A 23,153-nucleotide genomic window follows, 5' to 3' on the forward strand; every position below is an offset into this window, starting at 1 on the left:
AAGCAGCGCGGCACCCGAAGGTGCCGCGCTCAAAGCAAGCGTCCGCGCTTAACGTGGACGCAGTGGCTTACGGCAGGGCATACGCCATCACGTAATCGCCGCGATCCGTCGACTGGCGAGCGCCGCCGGCGGTGATGACGATGTACTGTTTGCCGGTCTTCGGCGAAACGTAGGTCATCGGGCCGCCCTGGCTGCCGACTGGCAGACGCGCCTTCCAGATCTCTTCACCGTTGCCGCTGTTGAACGCGCGCAGGTAGAAGTCCTGGGTGCCGGCGATGAAGATCAAGCCGCCCTGGGTCGACAGGGTGCCGCCGAGGGTTGGCAGGCCGATTTTGATCGGCAAGTGCATACGAATGCCCAGCGGGCCGGTGTCCTCAACAGTCCCCACCGGAACCTGCCAGGCGACTTTCTGAGTCTTCATGTCGATGGCGGTCAGCGTGCCGAACGGTGGTGCCTGGCAAGGAATGCCAGCAACCGACAGGAAGCGGTTTTTGTTCACCGCATAAGGTGTGCCTTTGAGCGGTACAGCGCCCATGCCGGTATTCAGCGCTTCGCCACCAGAAGAGGCTTGAGCTTTGTTTTGCGACGGGATCATCTGAATCCACAGACCCAGGCGCATGTCGTTGACGAAGATGAAACCGTGCACCGGATCAGTCGAGATACTGCCCCAGTTCATGCCACCCAACGAACCCGGGAAACTCAGGGATTTGTCGGTGCCCGGCGCGGTGTACAAGCCGTCGTAGCGCATGCCCTTGAAGTCGATGCGGCAGAGCAATTGATCGTAAGGGGTTGCGCCCCACATGTCGGATTCGGTCAGGTGCTGAGCACCGATTTCGGGCATGCCCACCGATTTCGGCTGAGTAGGGGAGTACGGTTCGTTCGGGATGTTCGCCGCTTTGACCGGGACTTCTTTAACGTCGGTCAGTGGTTTGCCGGTGGCGCGGTCAAGCACGTAGATCTGCCCGGCCTTGGTGCCGATGACCAGCGCAGGGATGCTTTTGCCGTCCTTGGTGAAGTCGATCAGGCTCGGCTGCATCGGCAGGTCGAAGTCCCAGAGGTCGTTGTGCACGGTCTGGAACACCCAGCGCTCTTCACCGCTGGTAGCGTCGAGCGCGAGGATCGAGGCGCCGTAGGTGTGATCGAGCTTGCTGCGTTCGACACCATAGATGTCGGTGGACGAACTGCCCATCGGCAGGAAGACCGTGTTGGTCGCCGGGTCATAAGACATCGGTGCCCAGCTGTTCGGCGTGCTGCGCACATAGGTGCTGCCGTCGGCCGGTGCCTTTTTATCCTGCGGATTGCCCGGGTCGAACGCCCAGCGCATGGCGCCAGTCATCACGTCGAAACCACGGATCACGCCACCTGGCATGTCGGTCTGCACGTTGTCGGCCACGCGACCGCCAACCACCACGGTGGTGCCGGCCATCAGCGGCGCGGAAGACAACTGATAGTAGCTGTCCGGCACATCACCCAGACCGGCCTTCAGATCAACCTGGCCGTTGTTGCCAAAGCCCTGGCAGAACTCGCCGGTGTCGGCATCGACCGCAATCAGGCGAGCGTCGATGGTGTTGGTCAGCAAACGACGCTGGCAATTGGCGGCCGGCGCCGGTTTGGCTTCGATGATGGTCGAGTTGGACGGCTGAGCGATCTCTTTCGTGGCGTCGAAATAGGCCATGCCACGGCAACGCTGCCAGACTTTCGACTGCGCGTTGATCGGGTTCTTCCACAGCTCTTTACCGCTGTCGGCATCGAGGGCGATCAGGTTGTTGTGCGGGGTGCAGATGAACACTTTGTTGCCGATCTGCAGCGGGGTGAGCTGGTCTTCGGCGCCGTTGCCATCGCTTTCTGCGACGTCACCGGTGTGATACGTCCACGCAACTTTCAGCTTGTCGACGTTGCTGCGATTGATCTGGTCCAGCGCGGCGAAGCGGCTGCCACCTTCGGTATTACCATAGTGTGCCCAGTCTTTTTGCGCCGTGGCCGGCTCAACCGGGGTCAAGCCCGGGCCTGTGCCGGTCGCCGCCACGGTAGGGTGGGCGACGAACATATTGCCGGCTGCCACAACCACGCCGACCGCCAGCACCGCAGCCACGGCGTAGGCGCCGCGACCGGCAACGCCACCGTTGGCACGCTTGAGCAGCGGATAGACCAGCGCCACGACCAGGCCAATGACACTGAACATGAACAGGCGCGAGAACACCGGCCAGAACACCAGCCCGGCATCGCTCACCGCCCAGATCGCCGTGCCTACCAGGAAAGCCGCGAACAACCAGGCACCGGCCAGTTTGAAGCGCGCGATCAGCAGACCGGAAGCAGCCATCACCAGACCACCGACCAGGAAGTACCAGGAACCTCCCAGGCTGACCAATTTCACGCCGCCAGCGGCCAGCGCAAGGCCGAGCAGGGCGATGACGACGCCCAGACCGACCAGAATGAATTTTGATATGCCCGAGAGGCGTTGACTCTGCTTCACGTTGAATGTCCCGTTGAAATGAGGCGCGCATTATATAGTTAGGTAACTACCTAGTTAAATCACAAATTTCAACGTGAAGCGTAGTTCGCGCTTTTGACTCGTGCCTGAGAGGGCTCAGATGGTGAAAAGTCTGTCGAAATGGGTTCAAAAATGGCTGTTCTGTAGGGTTTATTGCGATTTTTGACAGATTCAGGATGCCGCGCTCTCAGGCGTAAATCATTTGGGCCAGGTTGTAAATGCGACGAATAACCGCCTGGCATGCCGATCCAGAGCGGTCAGCGGACGCATCGAGCTATATGGATATGCTTTTTTAATCTTTGAATTCGCCCTGGTTTACCGCTCAACTGGCGCTTTTTTGATAGGTGGCTATTTATGTCCGAGCGATGCGAAGTGGTGGTTCTGGGCTTGGGCGCGATGGGCGCCGCCACGGTTTATCAGTTGGCGAAAGCAGGTGTGAAGGTTGTCGGTATTGATCGGCATCACCCGCCGCACAACCTTGGCTCAAGCCACGGCGACACGCGCATCACTCGGCTTTCAGTCGGCGAGGGCGCGCAATATGTGCCCATCGTGCGCAATTCTCATCGCATCTGGCGTGAACTTGAGGCGTTGAGTGGAGAATCGCTGTTCGAGCAGTCGGGGCTGCTGGTTCTGACATCGAGCGCCGATTTCGATCCTCAAGACCAGACCGACTTCACCTTGCGCACCATCAATCTGGCGCAGACCTACGGCATCGAGCACGAAATCTTGTCCGCCGAACAGATTCGCCAACGCTTCCCGCAATTTGCCAACGTGCACGACAGCGCAATCGGTTACTTCGAGCCCGGCGGAGGCTTTGTACGCCCCGAACGCTGCATCGATGTGCAACTCAAACTGGCCGAGCAACACGGCGCGACGCTTTATAAAGGCGAGACCGTCACCGCGATCACTTCCAGCGAGGAGGGTGTCACGGTCACCACCGACCGCCGCACGCTGTTTGCCAACAAACTGGTGATCAGCGCGGGCAACTGGAGTGGTGAATTGCTCGGTGAGCCCTATGAAAATCTGCTCAGTGTCTACCGGCAGAAGCTGTTCTGGTTCGAACTGGAGGAGGGTGCCGGGCTGGTCGGCCACTCCCCGACATTCATCCTCACCCATGGCCGGGGCGACGATAAAGTCAATTACGGCTTTCCTGCGTTACCCGGCGAAGGCAGCCTGAAAATTGCCACCGCGCAGTACCACACCTCATCGTCGCCGCAAACAATCGAGCGAACGGTTTCGGCCGCCGAAGCGCAGGACATGTATGAACATCAGGTGCGCGGCCGCCTCGCCGGCGTGACCTCGAAGGTGCTCAAGTCGGCGGTCTGCGCCTACACCGTCACGCCCGATCGCCACTTCATCATCGACGAGCATCCGTCGCTGCAACACACGCTGTTCGTCTCGGCGTGTTCCGGTCACGGTTTCAAACATTCCGCCGCATTGGGCGAGGCGTTTGCCCAGTGGTGCACGCGCGGCTCGACCGACCTGGATCTCTCGTCTTTCTCCCTGAAACGCTTTGAAGGAAAACTATCGTGAAACGCGTTGCGCTCTCCGTAGCACTGCTGGTGGCCGCCATGGGTAATGCCTCTGCCGAAACCCTGAAAATCGCCGTGGTGCCGGTGCCCCACGCCGAGATCCTCGAATTCTTGAAACCCGAGCTGGCCAAGGAAGGAGTGACGCTGGATGTCAAAGTCTTCTCTGACTACATACAGCCGGACCGACAGACCGATGAAGGCTTGCTCGACGCCAACTACTTCCAGAGCAAACCCTACTATGAGGCCTACAAAAAGGATCGCCCAAGCAGCGATCAAGTGCCGATTGTTGCCGTGCACATCGAACCTTTCGGTGCCTATTCGAAGAAAATCAAATCGATCAGCGAACTGAAGGACGGCGCCACCATCGCCATCCCCAACGACCCGACCAACTCCGGTCGTGCGCTGTTGTTGATCGCCCGGCAAGGTCTGATCACCCTCAAGGATCCCGACAACATCATGGCCACGCGCCTGGACATCGTCAGCAACCCCAAGCATCTGAAGTTTCAGGAACTTGAAGCGGCCATGCTGCCGCGCGTGTTGAATCAGGTCGACATGGCGTTGATCAACGCCAACTACGCGCTGGAAGCGAAGCTTGAACCGCACAAGGATGCTCTGTTCATCGAAAGCTCCGAGTCGCCTTACGCCAATTACCTCTACGTGCGTCGCGACAAAGCCAACGCGCCGGCGGTGCAGAAACTTGGCGCGTTACTTAACTCACCGCAAGTGAAGCAGTTCATTCTTGAGCGTTATCACGGTGATGTGGTGCCAGCGTTCTGATGCACTCGGGAGCCGGCGGAAACCCTGACGGCTGCTTAGGCAATATCTTCAATCCTGCGCACGTCCCCCAATGAATCACGCTGCATCGACTGCAGGTTTTTCTCAATGGTTTCGCACAGCGCCTCCATCTGAATCTGATGCTCGCTGTGGCGAAACGGGCTTTGCAGATCGGTGCCGATGCGTTCGATGGCCAGCAACATGAAACCGACCACGGTGGAGGCCAGCGGGGTGAACCAGCCCAGCGACTCCACCAGCCCCACCGGTACGATCAGGCAGAACAGCGAAATAAACAGTCGCGGGAAATACACATAAGGGTAGGGCAGCGGCGTATTGGCGATCCGCTCCATACCGCCCTGGCTGTTGGACAGATCCACCAGGGTCGACTCCAGCCGTGCCAGGCGGATGCTGTCCAGACGCCCGGCCTTGTATTCGCGCGCGAGCAGCGCAGCGGAACCGGTCAGGATGTCGTTGGCAAAGTTATTGGTGGTGCCACTGCGGGCGAATTCGTCAGCAGGAATGAATGCACGGATCTCATCAGGGCAAGGCTGGCCTTGCAGATGCGCCGCCAGGCAATTGACATACGCAACGTGGCGTCGCAGCAGGGTCGACTTGACCGGGTTCACCTCACTGCCGGGATCATCAAGCAGCGTCAGCACTTGCCGGGCGAAGCTGCGCGAGTTGTTGATCATCGAACCCCACAGCGTCCGCGCTTCCCACCAACGGTTGTACGCGCTGCTGTTTCGAAAACTGATCAGCACGATCAATGCCGAACCCAATAAAGTCAGGGGCATCAGCGGCAAATTCAGCTTGGCGTTGAGAAACAGCATGAAGTCCACAGTGACCGCAATGTCCCAGAGCAACAGCCAGAACAAGGCCCAGCCCACGTAGCCCATGGTCTTGATGATCAAACGGTATTTTTTGACGATGGCAGCTTTCAAACGGAAACCTCGTGGCGAGCGGGAAGCATTGATGCCTTAGCTCGGACGGTGTTTCCGTGGGAAAGGTTCGCTGATCGCTTTACACAATGTGTCCGGGACGCTGAGCGATCTGCGTGAAATCACTCAACCATCACCTCATCCAGCGCCTTCTCAAGCGTACTGACCGTGCGTTCGATATTGTGCAGTTTTTCCAGCCCGAACAGCCCGATACGGAAGGTCTGGAAGTCGGCCGGCTCGTCGCATTGCAACGGCACGCCGGCGGCGATCTGCAGACCGTGATTGGCAAATTTCTTGCCGTTTTTGATATCGGCATCGTCGGTGTAGCTGACCACGACGCCCGGGGCCTGAAAGCCGGCGGCGGCTACGCTTTTAATACCTTTGCCAGTCAACAGGGCGCGCACCCGATCGCCGAGAGCCTGTTGTTCATCGCGAACTTTGTCGAAACCGTAGGCTTGCGTCTCTTTCATCACCTCGTTGAATCGAGCGAGGGAATCGCTGGGCATGGTCGCATGGTAGGCGTGTCCGCCCTGTTCGTAGGCTTGCATGATCTGCAGCCACTTTTTCAGGTCACAGGCGAAGCTGCTGCTTTGCGTTTGCTCGATACGTTCCAGTGCCAAATCACTGAACATCACCAATGCGCAGCAAGGGGAGGCGCTCCAGCCTTTCTGTGGCGCGCTGATCAGCAGGTCGACGGCGCATTTGTGCATATCAACCCAAAGCGTGCCCGAGGCGATGCAGTCCAGCACGAACAGACCACCCACCGCATGCACGGCGTCGCCGACGGCCCGCAGGTAGTCGTCGGGCAGGATGATCCCGGATGAAGTTTCAACGTGGGGCGCGAAGACAATCTTTGGCTTTTGCGCAGCAATGGCTGCCAGCACTTCGTCCAGCGGCGGTGGGGCGTACGCAGCCTGGTGAGCGCTTTCCACCGGCCGGGCTTTCAACACCGTGGTGGCCGCCGGGATGTTGCCCATCTCCAGGATCTGGCTCCAGCGATAACTGAACCAGCCGTTGCGTATCACCAGGCATTGCTGACCGCCGGCAAACTGTCGCGCCACCGCTTCCATGCCAAATGTGCCGCTGCCCGGAACCACCGCAACCGCCTCGGCGTTGTAGACCTGCTTCAGCGTCTTGGAGATATTCTTCATCACCGCTTGAAAGGACTGCGACATGTGGTTCAGCGAGCGGTCGGTGTATACCACGGAGTACTCGACCAACCCCTCGGGATCGATACTGGGATAGAGCTTCGACATGGCGTAATTCCTTTGGCAGAGATGTCAGTGGGTTCGACCCTGCCTCAAGCCATGGCAAATGACAAGTTGGCCGGATTGAATGGCGACTTCAGTCAAGCGGCATTCAAAAGGTCGGGTGAACATCATTGGGACGCAAGTGTAGGCAAAGGGCAGGGAGGTGCTGATGCAATTGCGCAAATGCGGTTAGAGTGCTCGCCAAAGTCCTGATCGTTGTGTGAAGAATGAATCCCTCGCTGTTTATTTCTCTGGATGGGCCCAAAGGCACCGGCAAAACCACACTGCTGGAAGCCGTGACGGCAGCCCTGAGAGCGGACAACCAGAAAGTCATCCGGCTCTGCGAGAGAAAAAGCGATCCCTTCAGGGCTGAAACCATGGCCCTCGTTAACCAGCTCGCCAGAAATCCTTCCCCGGAACTCGAATGGGCTGTGTGTCAGCGTTTTGCCGATAGCCGAAGCTGGATCTCCCAACACGTGCTGCCTAAACAACCGCCGAACAGCATCATCCTGATTGATCGTTGGTATCCGTCGGATGCCGCATTTCGCCACACCGTGCCGTTTGCAGAGATTCTGCAATTGAACATGGAGCGCGACGTGCGAGTACCGGATCTGCATGTCGGCGTTATCACTGCACCGGATATTTCATGGGCGAGGGCGACGGCACGATCGCGAGGACTGGGCGGCACCGTGATCCAGAAACACGCCGAGCATGTTGCGTGTACCGAGATGTTCGAACAGGCGGTTGCGGATCACGGCTGGATGTTGTGCCGTAATGAAGGAACCATCGAAGAGGCGACGATGCAGGTGGTTTCCGAGATCTATAAAGTACTTCGGTGATTATCGACATCAGGGGCGAGGGCGCTATAACGCTTCGTTGCTCAACTCAAGTTGCCGTTGAACCTGCCTTTGTCCTGCGCAGGTCGACTTGGCCGAAACATCCACTGACTACAGAGACCCGAAATGATCACACTTCATCACCTCAACGCTTCTCGCTCCCTGCGCATACTCTGGCTGCTGGAAGAGATCGGTCAGCCCTACACACTGATTCGTTATCAGCGCGACCCTGCCACGCATCTTGCGCCACCCTCGCTCAAAGACATCCACCCACTCGGGAAGTCGCCAGTGATTGAGTTCGAGGGGCATGTGCTGGTTGAATCGGGCGCTATCGTCGAGTACCTGATCCGCCGGTTCGCACCGCAGTTGGAGCCGGCGTTCACTTCGCCGGATTACCTTCAATACCTGCAATGGATTCACTTTGCGGAAAGCTCGGCCATGGTGCCGGTGCTGCTGAAGATATTCACCCAGATCGAGGCGAGTGCCGGTACTGAGCTGAAATTTCTCAACGGTTACACCCAGACCGAGTTCGACAAGGTCTTGGGCTTTCTCGACAACGTACTCGCGGACAAGTCCTTTATCGTCGGTGAGAAATTGTCCGGGGCAGATTTCATGCTGGCTTTCGTCGCTATCACCGTTGTCGAGCAGTTGGGGGCAGGGGCGCAGTATCCGCATCTGGCGGCCTACCTGCAGCGCCTCACCGCGCTGGACAGCTGGAAGCGCGCGCTGAAACTGGAACAAGAGGTCGGCTGAGCAATCAACTTCGGCGTGATGGCTGAATCTGCATTAGCGACGCCAGAGTTATTCGGGATCGCTTTTTGCTGTCGAGTTGGCCTCAGGATTCGACGCTGGATAAAGTTCGTCCAGCACCATCATTAGCGCACGTTTGCGCGGGGTTTCCAGGCCGAGCCAGGCCACGCCGATGCCAGCGCCGCTCATGGGCAACGTGAGTGGTCGAGTCACGACACCGACGGGCAGTGCCGACGCAGCGCCGCTGGGCAAGATGCCGATGCCTAAGCCCGCGGCCACCAACGCCAGTTGGGTCGTGAATTCGCCCATTTCCCGGGCGATTGTCAGGGTCACTTTGCGTCGGTGAAAACCTGCCAGCATCTGGTCATACAAGCCGGGAGCGAACTTGCGCGCCAGCACCAGTACCGGACACCCAAGCAAATCCTGAGGCTTTATACGACGCAAGGTGCACAGCGGATGGTCTTGCGGCAGCGCAACCACCAGTGATTCTTCGAACAGCATGCGCGTGTGCACGCCAGGCACATTCAGTGGAAGACGTACCAGGCCAAAATCCAGGGCATTGTCCATCAAGGCCCGTGCCTGCGGTAACGAGGGCATGTCCTTGAGTTCCAGTTCGATACGCGGGTAGCGCTCTTCCAGCGTACGCACGAGCAATGGCAACAAGTGCGACAACGTTGAAGACACAAATGCCAAGCGCAATATCCCTACCTCTCCGGCCGCCGCTTGCTGCAACACCTCGCGAGCGCGCCCGGCCTGACGCAGGGTCGCCAGGGCCTCGGGCAGAAACAGCATTCCCTCCTCGGTCAACTCGACTCGGTGCCGATCACGCTCGAATAACTGCGCGCCGACATCTTCTTCCAGCGCACGTATCTGCGCACTCAAGGCCGGCTGGACAATGTGCAGGCGCGCCGCCGCACGGCCAAAATGCAGCTCTTCGGCCAAGGTCGAAAAAGCCCGCAGATGCTTGAGTTCCACTATTCACTCCCGATAAGACGCAGGTTTGGTGATCACGATCAGTGATCACGACATCACCATAAACGATTGGCACGCCAGCGCGATAGCGGTCGAAAGTGGGGCCATTGCCAGCTTGCGAAGGGTAGGGAGATGCGCATGATCGACAGTTTTCGTCTGAACGGGCGCAGGGCGCTGATCACCGGCTCGGTGCGCGGTATTGGCCTGGCCCTGGCTCGAGGGTTGGCACAAGCGGGTGCTCAAGTGGTGATTAACGGACGCGATGACAAACGCGCTCAAGGCGCCTGCGCGCTCTTGCGCGATGAAGGCCTGGAGGCGGAGTACTCGGTGTTCGACGTGACCGACCATCAAGCCGTCGCATCGGCGGTTGATGCACTGGAAAACCACTTGGGCCCCATAGACATTCTGATCAACAACGCCGGGTTGCAGCATCGTCAGCCACTCGAGGATGTCAGTGCAGAAGATTGGCACAGGCTGATGGGCACCAACCTTGACGGTGTATTCAATGTGTCCAGGGCTGTGGCCCGTCACATGATCGCGCGCCGGCGCGGCAAGATCATCAACATTGGCTCGGTGCAAAGCGAATTGGCCCGACGCTCCATCGCACCTTACGCCGCCAGCAAGGGCGCCGTGCGCATGCTCACGCGTGGCATGTGTGCTGATTGGGCAGGCCATGGTCTTCAGATCAACGCCCTGGCCCCCGGCTATTTCCAGACCGAACTGAACCAGGCATTGGTCGACGATCCGGCGTTCTCCGAATGGCTGGTACAGCGCACTCCCGCAGGGCGCTGGGGCAGGGTAGAGGAACTGTGCGGCGCGGCCGTTTTCCTCGCCTCATCAGCGTCCGACTTCGTTAACGGTCAGACCCTTTTCGTCGATGGTGGCTTGACCAGCGTCGTCTAACTTTCGCAAAGGACTCCACGATGCCTCAATCCCTGCCAACCCTCTGTGGCTCAATCATGGGCTCGCCGTTTTCACTCTCGGCAAAGATCCACAATGCCGCTTACGCAGCCTTGGGCCTTGACTACACCTTTGTCTGTTTTGGCGTCGAAGATCCGGTTGCCGCTGTGGCGGCCATTCGCGCTTTGGGCGTGCGCGGCATGAACGTTTCCATGCCCTACAAAACTGCAGTAATGCCTTGCCTGGACAAGATCGACGACTCGGCCCAAGTGATTGGTGCGGTCAACACCATCAACAATATTGACGGCGTATTGACCGGCTATAACACCGACTACCTGGGCGCGACACGTGCCTTGGAGGAGGTTACCGAACTACAAGGCAAACGCATTGCTGTGATCGGTGCCGGCGGCGCTGCTCGTGCGGTGGTTTACGGTTGTCTACAGGCGGCGGCCGAGGTCACGGTATTCAATCGCAGTGCCGAACGTGGTGCCATCCTGGCCGAGGATCTGGGTGCCCGCTGGGGCGGCAGCGTCGAGGCGTTCACGGCCGAGACTTTCGATATCGTCATCAATGCCACCTCCGTTGGCTTCAAACAACCAGACAGCAACCCGCTGGACGGCCGACTGGCCCGTCACCTGATCGTCATGGATGTGGCGTTCATGCCGGTGCAGACCGCGTTGCTGTTGCAGGCCAAAACGCTGGGGTGCCGCACCGTGCCCGGCACCCGCATGTTGGTGCACCAGGCCTGTCGGCAAATCGAGTTGTACACCGGCAAAGAAGCGCCCATCGACATCATGGAGCAGGCCATGCTCAAGGAAATACAGCGGTTGAAACTGTAAGTAATCCAACGACCTTTCAATAACAAGATGCCGTAAAGGCACCTGGAGAGACTCCATGACTGACGATCATTCAGTAGCCAACATTGCCTCGCCCGAAGCAGTACAAGTGCATAAGAAAGATCTTCACCGCGCGGCTTGGGCCTGCTCTCTGGGCAGCGCACTTGAATACTACGACTTTGCGCTTTACACCCTGGCGTCGGCGCTGATTTTCGGGCCGCTGTTCTTTCCTGAGCAGACTCGCGCCATGAGCCTGATTGCCAGTTTCGGTACCTACTTTTTGGGTTTCGCGATACGGCCGCTGGGCGGGGTACTGTTCGGCATGATCGGTGATCGCGTCGGGCGCAAGTTCGTGTTGGCGTCGACGGTGCTGTTGATGGGTATTTCCAGCACGCTGATTGGTGCATTGCCAACCTTTCATCAAGTCGGCTACCTGGCACCGGTGCTGCTGGTGATCCTGCGTCTGCTCCAAGGTTTGGGCGCGGGTGCCGAACAGGCCGGTGCCGCCGTGATGATGACCGAATATGCCCCCGAGGGCCGGCGTGGTTTCTATGCGGCGCTGCCATTTCTCGGCATCCAATTGGGCACCATCCTCGCAGCGCTGGTGTATTTCCTGGTGGTCAGCGGCAATGACAACGTGATCGAAAGCGGGCTGTGGCGTGTGCCGTTTTTCAGCAGTGTGGTGATCGTTGCATTGGGCTTGTACATGCGCCTGTCGCTCAAGGAATCACCGACCTTCATCCGCCTCAAGGCGCTCAAGCGCGTCTGCGAAAATCCGCTGAAAAGCGCAATGAAACACTCCAAACCCACCTTGCTGATCGGCATCGGGCTGCGCCTCGGGGAAAACGGTGGTTCATCAATTTACCAGGCACTGGCGGTGAGCTACATCGTTGGCGTGGTGGGTCTGCAAGGGCCGGTGGGTGTGCTGACCCTGATCTGCGCGGCCAGCCTCGGCGCACTGACCGTACCGATTGCGGGCAAGCTCAGCGATCGTTTTGGTCGAGTCGTGGTGTATCGGGCGTTCGCGCTGGTGCAATTGGCGTTGGCGTTCCCGGTGTGGTGGATACTCAGCCTCGGCAATGTCGTGGCGAGCATTATTGCCATCTCGATCGCACTGGGCATCGGCACCTGGGGGATGTTCGGTACCCAGGCGGCGTTGTTGCCTGAGTTGTTCGGCTCACGCCATCGTTACATGGGTGTATCCATCGCTCGGGAAGCGTCGGCAGTGATCGCCGGTGGCATTGCGCCAATGATTGGGGCCGGAATCATTGCTCTGGTGGTGGCGAGCCATGACGGCGACACCAACGCCGGTATCGGCGCCTGGCTGCCGATTGCCTGCTACTTGACGCTACTCACACTGATCACGCTTTACAGCACATTCAAGACTCCAGAAACACTTAATCGCGACCTGGATGAACCGCGTGATGCTTGGGAAATAGACCGTGCCGGAGCGGCGGTACCGGTCGAGCCTGGAAGCAGCATACAGGGCTATAGTCACGAAGCACCGTGAAGGCGTTTCGAAGCTGAGCACGTTCAAGCAACACGCACGCAAGGAGATAACAGCTGGAAGGAGCCAGATATTGGCTGGTTCGGCCAAGCGCTAAAGGTGATGAATCAGCCGCTGGTCCAGCTTCGAACTTGGCAGCAAAAATAAACCTATCTCAATTGAAATCAAAAGGTTGCTGAGAAAAGGGTTCCGGTCAAATTTCAACGCTAACGTTCGCAGATATCAAAGGGCATGTGCACCAATCGCGATTTAAGTGGAAAGCCCCAAAGCCCCGTGTTTCCTAGGCCAAACCGAGCCCTTCGATAAATGAGTGGAATCATTTATGGTTTTTCCGCTGAAGAAACAAAATAAATCGTGATTTTCCACCAATTATTTTCACCAGATTCGTGATTTTCCGCTGATTGATTTAAGCGATTTTTGAACCAATATGTACGTAATTCGCGTGAAGTTTTCAGCTGGACGAGATGGGGTAGAGCGGGTCACTGCCACGCTTTTCCCGGAGCTGGCTTCCATCTCCCAGTGATGACATTATTTCGCCATCTATAAATATCGTTGGTGGAGAATGGACTTGCTGGATCTTAAGGATGACGAACAGCTGAGGACTGGGTGTATTAGCCTCCAAGAGCAGGTAATGTCCTTGGCGGGTAATCAAAGCTGGATCGCCGAATTCCAGAAATGGTTGGTGCGTGTCAGGGATGTGTCTCATGAGGAGTTCCTAAGCAAGGACTTCCAGCTGGCGCTCTGGGACACCGAGGCTGTTTCGGCAACAGGCATGGGGCGCATCAACATTTCTGCGGTCGCCGATAATCCGGCAATCGCAGAGAGCCTCTGGCATTTGAAGCAAAAGTACGCGCAGACAAACGATCCTTCTGAGAATGAGATGCTCATCGCTGACGCCTGGGCTCAAATTGCATCCGCGGTTGCTGGGCTGACCAAAAGAAACCCTCGACTCAAGATGTACCGTGTTTTCGCATTGCTTTGTCCTGGCGCTTTCACGTCGATAGCGCATCATCGAAAACTGCGCGAGCTGGCTCATGCCTTGGGGCTTCCACTGAGCGGTCAGAGGCGTCATCTGCACCGCCTCGTATTGAACCGGTTAGATGACGTGCTGGGGGAGGTGGCTGACGTCTATTCCAGGGAGGGCGTCTCACGTTTGACGCTGCCTTGGCTACTGTTTGTCAACTATGTTCAGAACCCAGAAGGCGAAGCCACCGAAATATCCGACCTGGAGACAGGTGACGAAGTACTCAAGCCCTTGCCTCCTGAGAGAAGGAGGCGCGGTCTGCTGGCGATTGGCGGAGGCACAGCCACCATTCAAAGCATGATCGACTTTGCAACAGATGGATGTACACGTGAAGACTTCATCCAACACTTGCAATCGATCAGCCCTCAATCAAAAACGTCGACTTGCAATACTCAGCTGAACGCTCTGATCGCCGAGTGGGGCGTGTTACGTGCCAACGCAAATAACCTGCAATTAACGCCTCGCGGCGAGGCATTCCTGGAGTCGGGTGATCCAGATGAGATCATTGACTGGATGATCACCCGCATCTTGGGGTTTGACTATTTGCTAGCGGCATTGCGTGACACACCCTTATCTAACCGTGACGCCATCCTCACACTCAGAAAGGCAAACCCAGGATGGACGACTGATTTCGCCCCATCAGCGATTATTGGTTGGTTCAGGTACCTTGATCTGGTCACGATCTCCGAGAAAGTGCTCAGCCTTACCGAAAGGGGTAAGCAGTGGGTTAATCGCATTCACTGGGAGCCTAAGGGGCTTGCGAGCATTCCAGGTCTCAGCCCGTCCTTGGCTCAAGTAGCCCCAGTCCAGCTCGATATCGAAATTGAGAGGCCAAAGCTGGGCGCCGTGATTGCCCGATTTGATCAAGAGTTTCGCTTTCCAGAAGAGCTGATCGGACAGCTTGATGCTGGATTGTGGGGGCACCCGAGGCGTCATTTCGCGGTGCTGACAGGCTTGAGCGGGGCGGGAAAGACGCAACTAGCCCGTAACTATGCGCTGAGTCTGTGGCAGGACGATCACCAGCCAAGTGAAGGGCTGCTGATCGTGCCTGTCCAGCCAGGCTGGCATGACTACACGAGTCTGCTGGGTTACGTTAATCCTCTGGAGTCAGACGCGTATGTGCGTACTGGCGTCCTGGATTTTCTCCTGCAGGCAAGCGCCAACCCGACGAAGCCCTACACACTGGTTCTTGATGAAATGAACCTCTCTCATCCGGAACAATATCTGGCGCCTCTGCTTTCAGCGATGGAAACCGGCGAAACGATCGTCTTTCACGGTCAAGTCGACGAGATCGATGGTGTTCCTCCAGGCATTCCGTATCCGAGCAACCTAGTGATCATCGGCACCGTGAACATGGATGAGACCACTCATGGGTTGAGCGACAAGGTGCTTGATCGAGCGTCTGTGATCGAGTTTTGGGACATTGAGGTCAAAGCATTTCCTGGCTGGCAGAAGAGCTCGCTTGAGGATGAACAGATTTCAATCGTCAGAAATCTCATGTCCTCACTCATGGATGTGCTTCGTCCAGCTCGACTGCATTTCGGGTGGCGCACGCTCAACGACGTGATTGGCTATCTGCAGCAAACACAGGCGGGTGGTGTCATCGAATTCTCACGTGCTCTCGACCATGCCATTTATTCGAAGATACTCCCCAAGTTGCGTGGCGAAGATAGTCCGCGACTTCAGCAGGTGTTCACTTTGCTACATGCCACGCTCAAAGATGCGGGGTTGGGTATGTCGATGCGTAAGGTTAAAGAAATGGCCGACGACCTGGCTCACTCCGGCTCGACCAGATTTTGGCGGTAGACCATGTCGATCATCTTGCAGGTAGAGCAGGGCGATGCTCGATTTGACGTGCACCCAAGTCAGTTGAACCCGGGTTTCATGGAGAAGAAGGCTTATCGTTTTAACGCGCTTGAAGGGTTTTCCTTCTACATCGATGACATCTTGATCGAGACGGTCGACCAAAACGGCGCGTGTGCGTGGTTATGGTCGCCAGGCTTTTATGCAGGAGAGGTCGCGGCAGAGCTTCTGGATGACAAGGGGCGGACTGCCGCCATTTACCGGCTGGACGTTTCAGCAACTGATAATAAGCTCGGCGGCCAGGCATTCGCTGCCATGGTTGACGCTATTCTGGATTTCGACCCGGCTCTCGTTCTGGGCACAGAAGAGGCTCAGTTTGGAGTTGGCCATGATGGAGCACTAACCAACCCGCATCTGCAGTATGCGAGGCTGAGACGCTATGGGGATCGGCTTCACCGCGCACTCAAACAGATATCTCAGCGGCCGTTAACAACCTTGATGAGCGACCGCACCTCGGTGAGTGCGCACACGGTCAAGCGGTTGGACTCCGCATCCGTGCATAAGGCACTCAGAGGGCCGACGGGGCAGGCACTGTTGCATCCTGCTAGTACTCAGCGTCCGGCCTTGAACACTGTACGCTTTGAGGTCAGCAGATCTTACGAGGAAGAGGACAACCCAGCGAATCAGGCCGTTGGACTTGTTCTCTTCGATGTTCTTAGACGTTGCCGGCAGGTGGTGAGGGGACTTCAACATGCCGCTGCAACTGAGGTGGTCAGCGAAACCCGATCAGCGTTAACGCCAAGGCTCGTACGTCGAATTGCGTTCACCGAGTCGCTTGCTCGCAAGCTTGAACGGCTTCAACGCGCGAGACCTTTCTGCATCGTGACTGCCAGACGTCTATCGGCTGCGGGATTGAATGCGATCTCTGCTCACCCTGCATATGCACGAGCTTATCGGTTTGGTTGGTACGCGTTGCGTTCAGGGTGGTTGGGGAAGGATACTGATGAGACTCTGTGGATCAGCCCAACATGGGAGATCTATGAGCGGTGGTGCTTTGTGACGGTTGTCTCACAGCTGCAACGTCAGTTTCCTGAACTCGTATGGAGTCGTGAATATCGATCATTGGGGTTAAAAGAAATCGTATGGCGGGGGAAAGCGGCTGATGTGACCGTTGAGGTGTGTTACCAAGTCCGATGCCCTGCGATTGATCAACCTGCGCATCGCGGTTTCCAAAGCTTATCGCGAGAGCGATATCCGGACATCGTCGTGACGTTGGACTCGCCTTCGGCGAAGCGCTTCGTGGTTTTCGACGCGAAGTATCGCAGCGCCCGCGCCAGCGTCCTGGATGCAATGGAGTCAGCGCACATATATCACGATAGTCTCCGGTGGAAGGGCATCAAGCCTGACGTTTCGTTGCTGCTGATCCCTCGGGCAGACAACGTAACGCTGCTTGCCAGCCCGACCTATCATGCGGACTATGGGGTTGGAGCTTGGCAAATCGGAGCTGAATCAGAAGGGGAGGCGCTGGGGGGCGAGATCAAACGTATTCTGACTGCGGTACCAATCGCGGCCGCTCCGGTGTGTTCGATTGTTACTGGAGCGATGACGTAAGCGATCGCGCGCGCCCAGCCTGAGTGCAAATTCCTACCGGCTCCTGTGAGAGCTCAAAATACGTCTTCGCGCGGACGACACTGGGCAACGGCTTGATGCGGTAGCGGGTGCACCGGATACCGATCTGCTCTGTCCATCGTCTTCTCTGCCATCAAAATCGGGCAGGATGTTCAGTGTAACGGCAGCAGATCAGATCTGCGCCAATGACAGGGATTAGTGCTCTTCATGCACGGGGCTCTTGAGGATCTCGGCGCTTCCAGCCGCCGGGATATCTCATTCTCGTCCAGTGACAGACCAGGCTGAATACGGTTGCGCCTCAGTCGCCCTGCCAAGGAATTGCTGTCGCTGAACCCATTTGATTTCGGAGAGTTGAACGATGGCTGCATCAGTAATCTGCTCCCGGGTAGTTCTTCAGGATTTGAAATGCATGATGGGTTGTCTGTATGTATATACAGTATTTGTTTTGCCAACGTACAGAGCGGCATCCCAGGACGCTTTAGAGGAGGGCGCTCGTATCAGCACAAAATCGTTATAAATGCCTGGAGCGTCCGGAATCATTGGGCTTCAGGGGGTTTAAGGCTTCGTGCGCTCACTGAGTAGAGCCTCAGCTGAAGGAAGGGTGCCGTATTTACGGGGCAGAGCCTTTAACTGTATGCACATACATTGATTCTGGATTTTGGCGTTTCGCTTCGCATTTTCGCTCGATTTGGTGACTAGGCGCTTCGCATCGGGTGGTGTACGTTGACCATCCTGGATCACCTCACGGTACGACTCAGGCTTGATCAACTCGGAGAGCAGCGGATGCGAAGGAAGGGACGCCGGCAGAGGGCTCGGGCAGGGATAGCAAGAATGATCACCAGGATCGAACGCCTGGAATTGAACAGAGTAGGGAAGCAGAGTCTCCGGCTCCGACTGTGGGGACACATGACTGACCTGGTGCGCAGCATGCGGCTGGCGCTGATTGGCGTTAGACCCGTTGGCCAGGCCCAGCGAGGGGGTTGACGCAGGGGCGCGCGTAGGGACGGCGCCGTCAGTTTTAGAACTCGTGTCCCAGGCCGTTGTTTCGTTTGACCCGGGCCAGAGCGCTCAGAAGAGAAGGGTGCTCGTACTGGTCACATCAAGATTTGGAGATCCAACGCTCCATCTCAGCTTCAAACCCCTCACCGCAAAAGTCCAGGTTTGGCCAGTAGTTCTGGTAAACATCGTAATCGAGCTCTACTGCGTTCGCACGGTTCTCGGCATTCAGGACACTCCAGGCCCGGTACATCCGGTGCTGCCAATCTGTCTCGATGACCAACTGGTACGACGTGTCCCATGACCAACCGTCTCTCATGAGCGTCGTCATGAAGAAATCCGCAGCCGCATTCGCACAGCTGGCGTTGTGGGCAATCATCCTGTCCAGGATCGAATAAGAAATGCCAATGGCCTGGAAGATGGATTCCCCTTGACTGTCCAGCTTGTCACCGAGTTGTGGAGAATCCGAGGTTTGAGGCGGCTGTGGGATGAAGACGAAAATTTCAGCGGTCGGGGAGGTCATAGGTCTACCTTTATTGTTGTTGTTTGATTTCATGATGCCCATGGAGCAAGCGTCGCTGCAACGCGTTGCATGGCGTCTGCTCTTCATTCCTCAATCAGTGAGCTCCAGCCTGACTCTCCAGCGGGAAGACACGCGTGTGTCTTGTGGCTAAAATCAGCACGCCAGTACTGGCCATAGGCAATCATTGCTTTGATGATCGGCCACTTTAGGAATGCTTACAGGGGGATACATGGAGTCAGTTGTTCCGAGAGACCGGTCGATATCCGATCTCTTATCGCGTGCCGCATCAGCGGATCTGGAAGTCTTGGCCGACCTGATCACCGACAATGGCAAGGGCAGGATTGCCCTCGACAGCGACGTGAAGGCAACCATCATGACCCGGAAGGTGCAGGGCCGCTTGCAATCTATTTCGAGCCTGCTTGAAAAGGAAATTTGTGCGTTCGGAAGCAACACCATTGTTTCCGCAATCAAATCGGAGAGCATCGACTACCTCGAGGTCGCGACGGATGTCGCCAAAAAGCTGGACGGAAAACCCTCCGCGCAAGATGACATCTTCGCCATTGAGGAAATCATCATCCGCCAGGCCATGGACAAATACATGGGAGACGAAGCGCTCAAGGACTATCTGAGCGGGGGCAATCTCGCTGGCTATATCAATGAAATGGTGAAAACGCTGATGTTGTCTGCCGGTAGCCTGGGCGGTATGGCTGCCACTGGTGGCGGGGCGGGCTTCGCCAGCGCATTAGGAGGCCGGGTGCTCTCAATGGTTGCAGCTCCACTTGCTATCGGAGCCGCAGGACTCGCGATTTACCAGGCTTCGTCGCCTGCGTTCCGGATCACCATTCCTGCCGTGCTGCAGATCGCTAAGCTACGGCGCGCACGTTACGACCAGGACTTCGAGGCCTACACGGAGAAACTGAACGCATGTTTGTAAACATCGACGCGCTTGTACGCTCCTTGCCTGATATCCCAGATGTCCTGGCCAAACTGCATAGCGGAGATTACACGCTTTGGGGTGGCGTAGTCCGACACTCAAAGGGAACCGAGAAGGCTGGCCAGATCGTCGGGCACCTCCTTTTTCCGGGCGACTCAGGGCATGTCCAAGAGAGCCTAAAGAACCTGCAATCCACTCTATCCAGTGGCCTGGGGTCGCTTCAAACTGGCATGGATCAAGTGCAGCAGAGCATGAATGTGCTCCAGGGACTACAGTCGGCCAATCTCGTAATGAGTGGGCTCAACCTCGCGGTGACTACCGTGGGCTTTGTCATTGTGTGCAAAAAACTCGACAAAATTAGCCGGGAAATGGAGAAACAATCAAAAACGATCGCAGAGACCTGGCAGCTGGTGAGCGAGGCTCACGAACGGTACCTACTCGCTGATGAAGCTCGCTTTCGAGGCCTACTACGCACCGCAATACAGTTCTGCGAAGAAGGCGATGCTCAGCAGCTCAGGATATTGATTGGATCTTTCAATGAGCAGTATGAGTTCACCAGGCTTCTCCTGGAACGGCATTCGCGGATGGCTACCAGCAACGTTGCATTCTTTGACCAGGTTTCACTGCTGCAAAACCGATTAGTAAACCTTGGTTTGATGATGTCCCACGTTCAGTTGAAGGCTGGTTCTCACAAGTACGCCCGACAAAGCCTGACGGAGCTTGCTACCGACATCGCCAACCTCAACGCTTCTCGGGTAAAGGCTTTGTCCAACGATCGCAGTGTTGCGTCAACGATCACTCATGAGCAATTCGCTGGTCTGACTCGTTTCCTGCAGGACGGAACCAAGATGACGCCGTCTCTGACCTACCAAGCTGATCTCATTGAGCTTGAAGTGAAACATCCTGGGCTGCTTCAGCATGCGACCGAGGCGCGGGAAATTTTGCTGATAGCCGCGTGAGCTATTAGTCCGGTCGCCGCCAACGAAACGCGATGCCCGAAGCTGCCATTAATGCCGGGGAGGGCAGTTGCAAGCGCAGCGCGTAGGCCTTTGGCCGTAGGCACGAGGATGGAAGCCCGCAGGGCCAAGACCCCGACTCAGTCGGGGCTTGGTTCACGACAGCCGTGCCCAGCCTGGTGTACTGCGTGTGATGCCACCGGTGGCGCATGGTCGCAGTCAGAGCGACGGCCCACCTGCATGCTTGCGCAGCCACTGGGACGCCGGCATATGCTTTCGGATTCCAATGTCCGGCCAAACATCTTCATCATGATGTGGCATAGCGATACTCACAGCCTTGGAGGCCCACCCGGCCTTTTTGGCCGACGCCCTCAACTCAAGGAATGTGATCGAGGCTCCAGCCTTAAGATGACCGCAGTCGCGCCAGTGGGCCTTCTCAGCCAACGGACTTTGCTGCAGTCGCGTCAAAATGGTGGTCGTGAACCTGCTGAATAGATCGATCATGGTATGGCTCGCGTAACCAGCACTACCATCCATCAAAGGCAGCAGCAGGCTTTGCGGGGAAAGATCCGAATTCTGGCTGTGCCTGAACTTGGCATAACGGCGGAAATAGGCAGCGAACTCAGAAGCCAGCGGATAGCGCAGGCGAGGGTAGTGAGGGCTTTCGAACCATGCTGGGGAAGTCTGACTTGAGCCTGCCTCTGGAGAGCTGGCCTCGTCGGCTTTGAAGCTTGAAAACCTCAATTTAAGGGCCGATGTTGACCCCAACGCACGCAGTGGAGCGTCAGAGTAGATGGCCACGACCGCGACGAGGAGCCATGGCTGCCACTGATTATCGTTCTGGGCCAATGACGTGGCTATTGATATCAGATCAGCCAGTTGTACCGGTGTGAAATTCGTCCGGGCTATCCCTTGGCGAACCTCGAAATCTCTAGGCTTTAGGGCACCGAACGGATTAACTGGGGTTGTAGTCCGCAGGGCGCATAGGTAGTCGAAAAAATCCCTCCCACCATGCAGGAAGATATTGCGGTGCTGATCAGTTCCGACTGCGAAAGTCGACGCGGAATTGTCCGCCAGCTGCTTTCTGACTATCGGACGCCAATTCTCATTAATCGGCTTAACAGCGAATTCCGTCTTGGTCTTCAGCAGGTAACGTGACCCGCCAGTCTTCGAGATCCACGACATCGGTAGGCGCATGACGAAGTGCATGAACTCCCTAGCATCCGTTTCTTGCCATTCTTGGATCGGCTTGCGCCGAATAGACCAGCTCCAATGCATCATCGTCTCGAGCACTGGGCACACGATCTTGTAGTGCCTCGGGGTGAACTCCGGCCGTTGGCACTGCTTGGCCAGGAAGTCGATGCCGAGGCGCCAAGTTTGGAATGCTTCCAGTGCGGGATCAAGGGTACCGAGCCGTGCGCGGACGTCATTATTGATTGGGCGCTCCAGGCCTTGGTGGTCGGTTAAGAGCACAATCGGCGGGAACAACGGATACGGCACGAAGGAACCCGTGGGGTTGGCTGGCGCTGGCGATTCGCACGGCGGGGTCGGCGCCGGCTTAGGCCGTGGTTTGCGCGCTGGGTTCTTAATCGATGTCCGCGCTGACTTCATCATGGCGCAAAGCTCCTCAGCCGCCGGTTGAGCGACTGTTGAAGGACAACCCTAATCGTGGCGGTGGCCGTAAAACACACTGAGGCCACTAGGCACGCAGCGTGGTCGGATCACCGGCTGTGGCTGCCTGCAGGCGTTCTAATCTGGCAGCCTGGCCCAAGCTGCATAGACGCCAGAACTCGGCCGTGGAGTGCCAGCGCATGGATGTAAATTGTAGACGCCGAAGCATGTTGACGGATGCGGAATCAGATTTAGGGCGCTTGAGGCGCGGGGATCAATGGTGAATAGGCTTGGGGCTGACTTGAGCGCTGGCTTACGCGATGTCGCCGATCGTCGAGCAAAGCTCCGGTATGAGAGGAGAAGACTAAACTGAGGCAATCGTCGGCTCAGTTCAGTGAAGCTTCAGTTTCAACCGTAGATCGAGAGCGTTGGCTGAACTAGACGATAGAATTTCGGATGGGATCTCTAGCTGCTGGATTATGGTTTTCAAACCGGGCAATCAGGGATGGCGGGGCTGGTGAAGCTGAGGAGGTACTGGAGAGATGGAATGTAACGGGTTGATTCGAGGGGTGTATGGTCAATTCAGGCAAAGTCTGGTTTTCGGGGGCTGGTGACACCTGGATGGCTTCTGACATAACACATGATTTAACATAATATACATTACACGTAACAATATGTTTCTGGATTAGCCCGTTTGCCTAGTGGATTTTGTCGAGATTTTTTAAATATGCGAATAAACAGCTAAATATGAAACGGTAGAAAAATCAGATTTTTAGCGAGCTCTGCGCCTCAGCATTGCTTAGAAAAATATTTTTTAATTATGCGAATCAGGCCTAGATTACTTGGGACTGGAAGACCTCATCACGTCTGCGTGTGAACCAAGCCTTTTGT

Annotated in this window: 17 protein-coding genes; 11 read left to right on the plus strand and 6 right to left on the minus strand. The window is 56.8% G+C overall.

Features of this window, described 5'->3' with window-relative positions:
* Nucleotides 1-67: 67 nt before the first annotated feature.
* Nucleotides 68-2,473: a glucose/quinate/shikimate family membrane-bound PQQ-dependent dehydrogenase gene (locus JFT81_RS01430; protein ID WP_201225770.1), complete on the minus strand. Its 2,406-nt coding sequence runs from the start codon at nt 2,471-2,473 to the stop codon at nt 68-70.
* Nucleotides 2,474-2,845: 372 nt separating this feature from the next.
* Between JFT81_RS01430 and solA the strand changes: the two genes are divergently transcribed.
* On the plus strand, nt 2,846-4,024 hold the full coding sequence (gene solA / locus JFT81_RS01435; RefSeq protein ID WP_201225772.1) for an N-methyl-L-tryptophan oxidase: 1,179 nt from the start codon (nt 2,846-2,848) through the stop codon (nt 4,022-4,024).
* Nucleotides 4,025-4,062: 38 nt separating this feature from the next.
* A complete protein-coding gene (locus JFT81_RS01440; RefSeq protein WP_207199798.1) occupies nt 4,063-4,800 on the plus strand; it encodes a MetQ/NlpA family ABC transporter substrate-binding protein in 738 nt (245 codons plus the stop codon).
* A gap of 35 nt (nt 4,801-4,835) precedes the next feature.
* Here the strand turns inward: JFT81_RS01440 and JFT81_RS01445 are convergent, their stop codons facing one another.
* Nucleotides 4,836-5,738, minus strand: a complete 903-nt coding sequence (locus JFT81_RS01445) for a bestrophin family ion channel (RefSeq protein WP_201225776.1) — start codon at nt 5,736-5,738, stop codon at nt 4,836-4,838.
* A gap of 119 nt (nt 5,739-5,857) precedes the next feature.
* On the minus strand, nt 5,858-6,991 hold the full coding sequence (locus JFT81_RS01450) for an aminotransferase class V-fold PLP-dependent enzyme (RefSeq protein ID WP_201225778.1): 1,134 nt from the start codon (nt 6,989-6,991) through the stop codon (nt 5,858-5,860).
* 221 nt (nt 6,992-7,212) lie between these two features.
* Between JFT81_RS01450 and JFT81_RS01455 the strand changes: the two genes are divergently transcribed.
* Nucleotides 7,213-7,824 (plus strand): dTMP kinase, encoded by a 612-nt coding sequence (locus JFT81_RS01455; protein WP_201225780.1) that lies wholly within the window; start codon nt 7,213-7,215, stop codon nt 7,822-7,824.
* 123 nt (nt 7,825-7,947) lie between these two features.
* Nucleotides 7,948-8,574, plus strand: coding sequence for a glutathione S-transferase family protein (locus JFT81_RS01460; RefSeq protein ID WP_201225782.1), 627 nt, complete (start codon nt 7,948-7,950; stop codon nt 8,572-8,574).
* A gap of 48 nt (nt 8,575-8,622) precedes the next feature.
* On the opposite strand, the gene JFT81_RS01465 is transcribed toward JFT81_RS01460, so the two are convergent.
* On the minus strand, nt 8,623-9,546 hold the full coding sequence (locus JFT81_RS01465) for a LysR substrate-binding domain-containing protein (RefSeq protein ID WP_201225784.1): 924 nt from the start codon (nt 9,544-9,546) through the stop codon (nt 8,623-8,625).
* Nucleotides 9,547-9,681: 135 nt separating this feature from the next.
* Between JFT81_RS01465 and JFT81_RS01470 the strand changes: the two genes are divergently transcribed.
* From JFT81_RS01470 to JFT81_RS01490, 5 genes are all read left to right on the plus strand, one after another.
* Nucleotides 9,682-10,446 carry an SDR family oxidoreductase gene (locus JFT81_RS01470; protein WP_201225786.1) on the plus strand — a complete coding sequence of 255 codons (765 nt, stop codon included), beginning with the start codon at nt 9,682-9,684 and terminating at the stop codon, nt 10,444-10,446.
* A gap of 20 nt (nt 10,447-10,466) precedes the next feature.
* Nucleotides 10,467-11,282 (plus strand): shikimate dehydrogenase, encoded by an 816-nt coding sequence (gene aroE, locus JFT81_RS01475; protein WP_201225788.1) that lies wholly within the window; start codon nt 10,467-10,469, stop codon nt 11,280-11,282.
* A gap of 55 nt (nt 11,283-11,337) precedes the next feature.
* Nucleotides 11,338-12,789: an MFS transporter gene (locus JFT81_RS01480; RefSeq protein WP_201225790.1), complete on the plus strand. Its 1,452-nt coding sequence runs from the start codon at nt 11,338-11,340 to the stop codon at nt 12,787-12,789.
* A gap of 628 nt (nt 12,790-13,417) precedes the next feature.
* Nucleotides 13,418-15,616, plus strand: coding sequence for a hypothetical protein (locus tag JFT81_RS01485; RefSeq protein ID WP_201225792.1), 2,199 nt, complete (start codon nt 13,418-13,420; stop codon nt 15,614-15,616).
* 3 nt (nt 15,617-15,619) lie between these two features.
* The gene (locus JFT81_RS01490) at nt 15,620-17,224 is read left to right on the plus strand and encodes a DUF2357 domain-containing protein (RefSeq protein ID WP_201225794.1); all 1,605 of its coding nucleotides are present in this window, start codon (nt 15,620-15,622) and stop codon (nt 17,222-17,224) included.
* 1,117 nt (nt 17,225-18,341) lie between these two features.
* Here JFT81_RS01490 and JFT81_RS01495 read toward each other — a convergent pair.
* Complete coding sequence (locus JFT81_RS01495; RefSeq protein ID WP_201225796.1) at nt 18,342-18,761, minus strand: hypothetical protein; 420 nt, start codon at nt 18,759-18,761, stop codon at nt 18,342-18,344.
* A 304-nt stretch (nt 18,762-19,065) separates the two neighbouring features.
* Between JFT81_RS01495 and JFT81_RS01500 the strand changes: the two genes are divergently transcribed.
* Entirely contained in the window at nt 19,066-19,695 is a 630-nt protein-coding gene (locus JFT81_RS01500; protein WP_201225798.1) for a hypothetical protein, read from the plus strand.
* A complete protein-coding gene (locus JFT81_RS01505) occupies nt 19,686-20,654 on the plus strand; it encodes a hypothetical protein (RefSeq protein WP_201225800.1) in 969 nt (322 codons plus the stop codon). Before JFT81_RS01500 ends, JFT81_RS01505 begins: the two co-directional genes overlap by 10 nt.
* Nucleotides 20,655-20,870: 216 nt before the next feature.
* On the opposite strand, the gene JFT81_RS01510 is transcribed toward JFT81_RS01505, so the two are convergent.
* The gene (locus JFT81_RS01510) at nt 20,871-22,151 is read right to left on the minus strand and encodes a hypothetical protein (RefSeq protein WP_201225802.1); all 1,281 of its coding nucleotides are present in this window, start codon (nt 22,149-22,151) and stop codon (nt 20,871-20,873) included.
* Nucleotides 22,152-23,153: the final 1,002 nt, after the last annotated feature.

It is taken from the genome of Pseudomonas sp. TH43 (assembly GCF_016650635.1).
Lineage (GTDB): Bacteria > Pseudomonadota > Gammaproteobacteria > Pseudomonadales > Pseudomonadaceae > Aquipseudomonas.

Coding starts and splice junctions, on each gene's coding strand:
- solA (WP_201225772.1), top strand. CDS start 2,846: ATGTCCGAGCGATGCGAAGTGGTGGTTCTGGGCTTGGGCGCGATGGGC.
- JFT81_RS01440 (WP_207199798.1), top strand. CDS start 4,063: ATGGGTAATGCCTCTGCCGAAACCCTGAAAATCGCCGTGGTGCCGGTG.
- JFT81_RS01450 (WP_201225778.1), bottom strand. CDS start 6,991: ATGTCGAAGCTCTATCCCAGTATCGATCCCGAGGGGTTGGTCGAGTAC.
- JFT81_RS01455 (WP_201225780.1), top strand. CDS start 7,213: ATGAATCCCTCGCTGTTTATTTCTCTGGATGGGCCCAAAGGCACCGGC.
- JFT81_RS01460 (WP_201225782.1), top strand. CDS start 7,948: ATGATCACACTTCATCACCTCAACGCTTCTCGCTCCCTGCGCATACTC.
- JFT81_RS01470 (WP_201225786.1), top strand. CDS start 9,682: ATGATCGACAGTTTTCGTCTGAACGGGCGCAGGGCGCTGATCACCGGC.
- aroE (WP_201225788.1), top strand. CDS start 10,467: ATGCCTCAATCCCTGCCAACCCTCTGTGGCTCAATCATGGGCTCGCCG.
- JFT81_RS01480 (WP_201225790.1), top strand. CDS start 11,338: ATGACTGACGATCATTCAGTAGCCAACATTGCCTCGCCCGAAGCAGTA.
- JFT81_RS01485 (WP_201225792.1), top strand. CDS start 13,418: ATGTCCTTGGCGGGTAATCAAAGCTGGATCGCCGAATTCCAGAAATGG.
- JFT81_RS01490 (WP_201225794.1), top strand. CDS start 15,620: ATGTCGATCATCTTGCAGGTAGAGCAGGGCGATGCTCGATTTGACGTG.
- JFT81_RS01495 (WP_201225796.1), bottom strand. CDS start 18,761: ATGACCTCCCCGACCGCTGAAATTTTCGTCTTCATCCCACAGCCGCCT.
- JFT81_RS01505 (WP_201225800.1), top strand. CDS start 19,686: ATGTTTGTAAACATCGACGCGCTTGTACGCTCCTTGCCTGATATCCCA.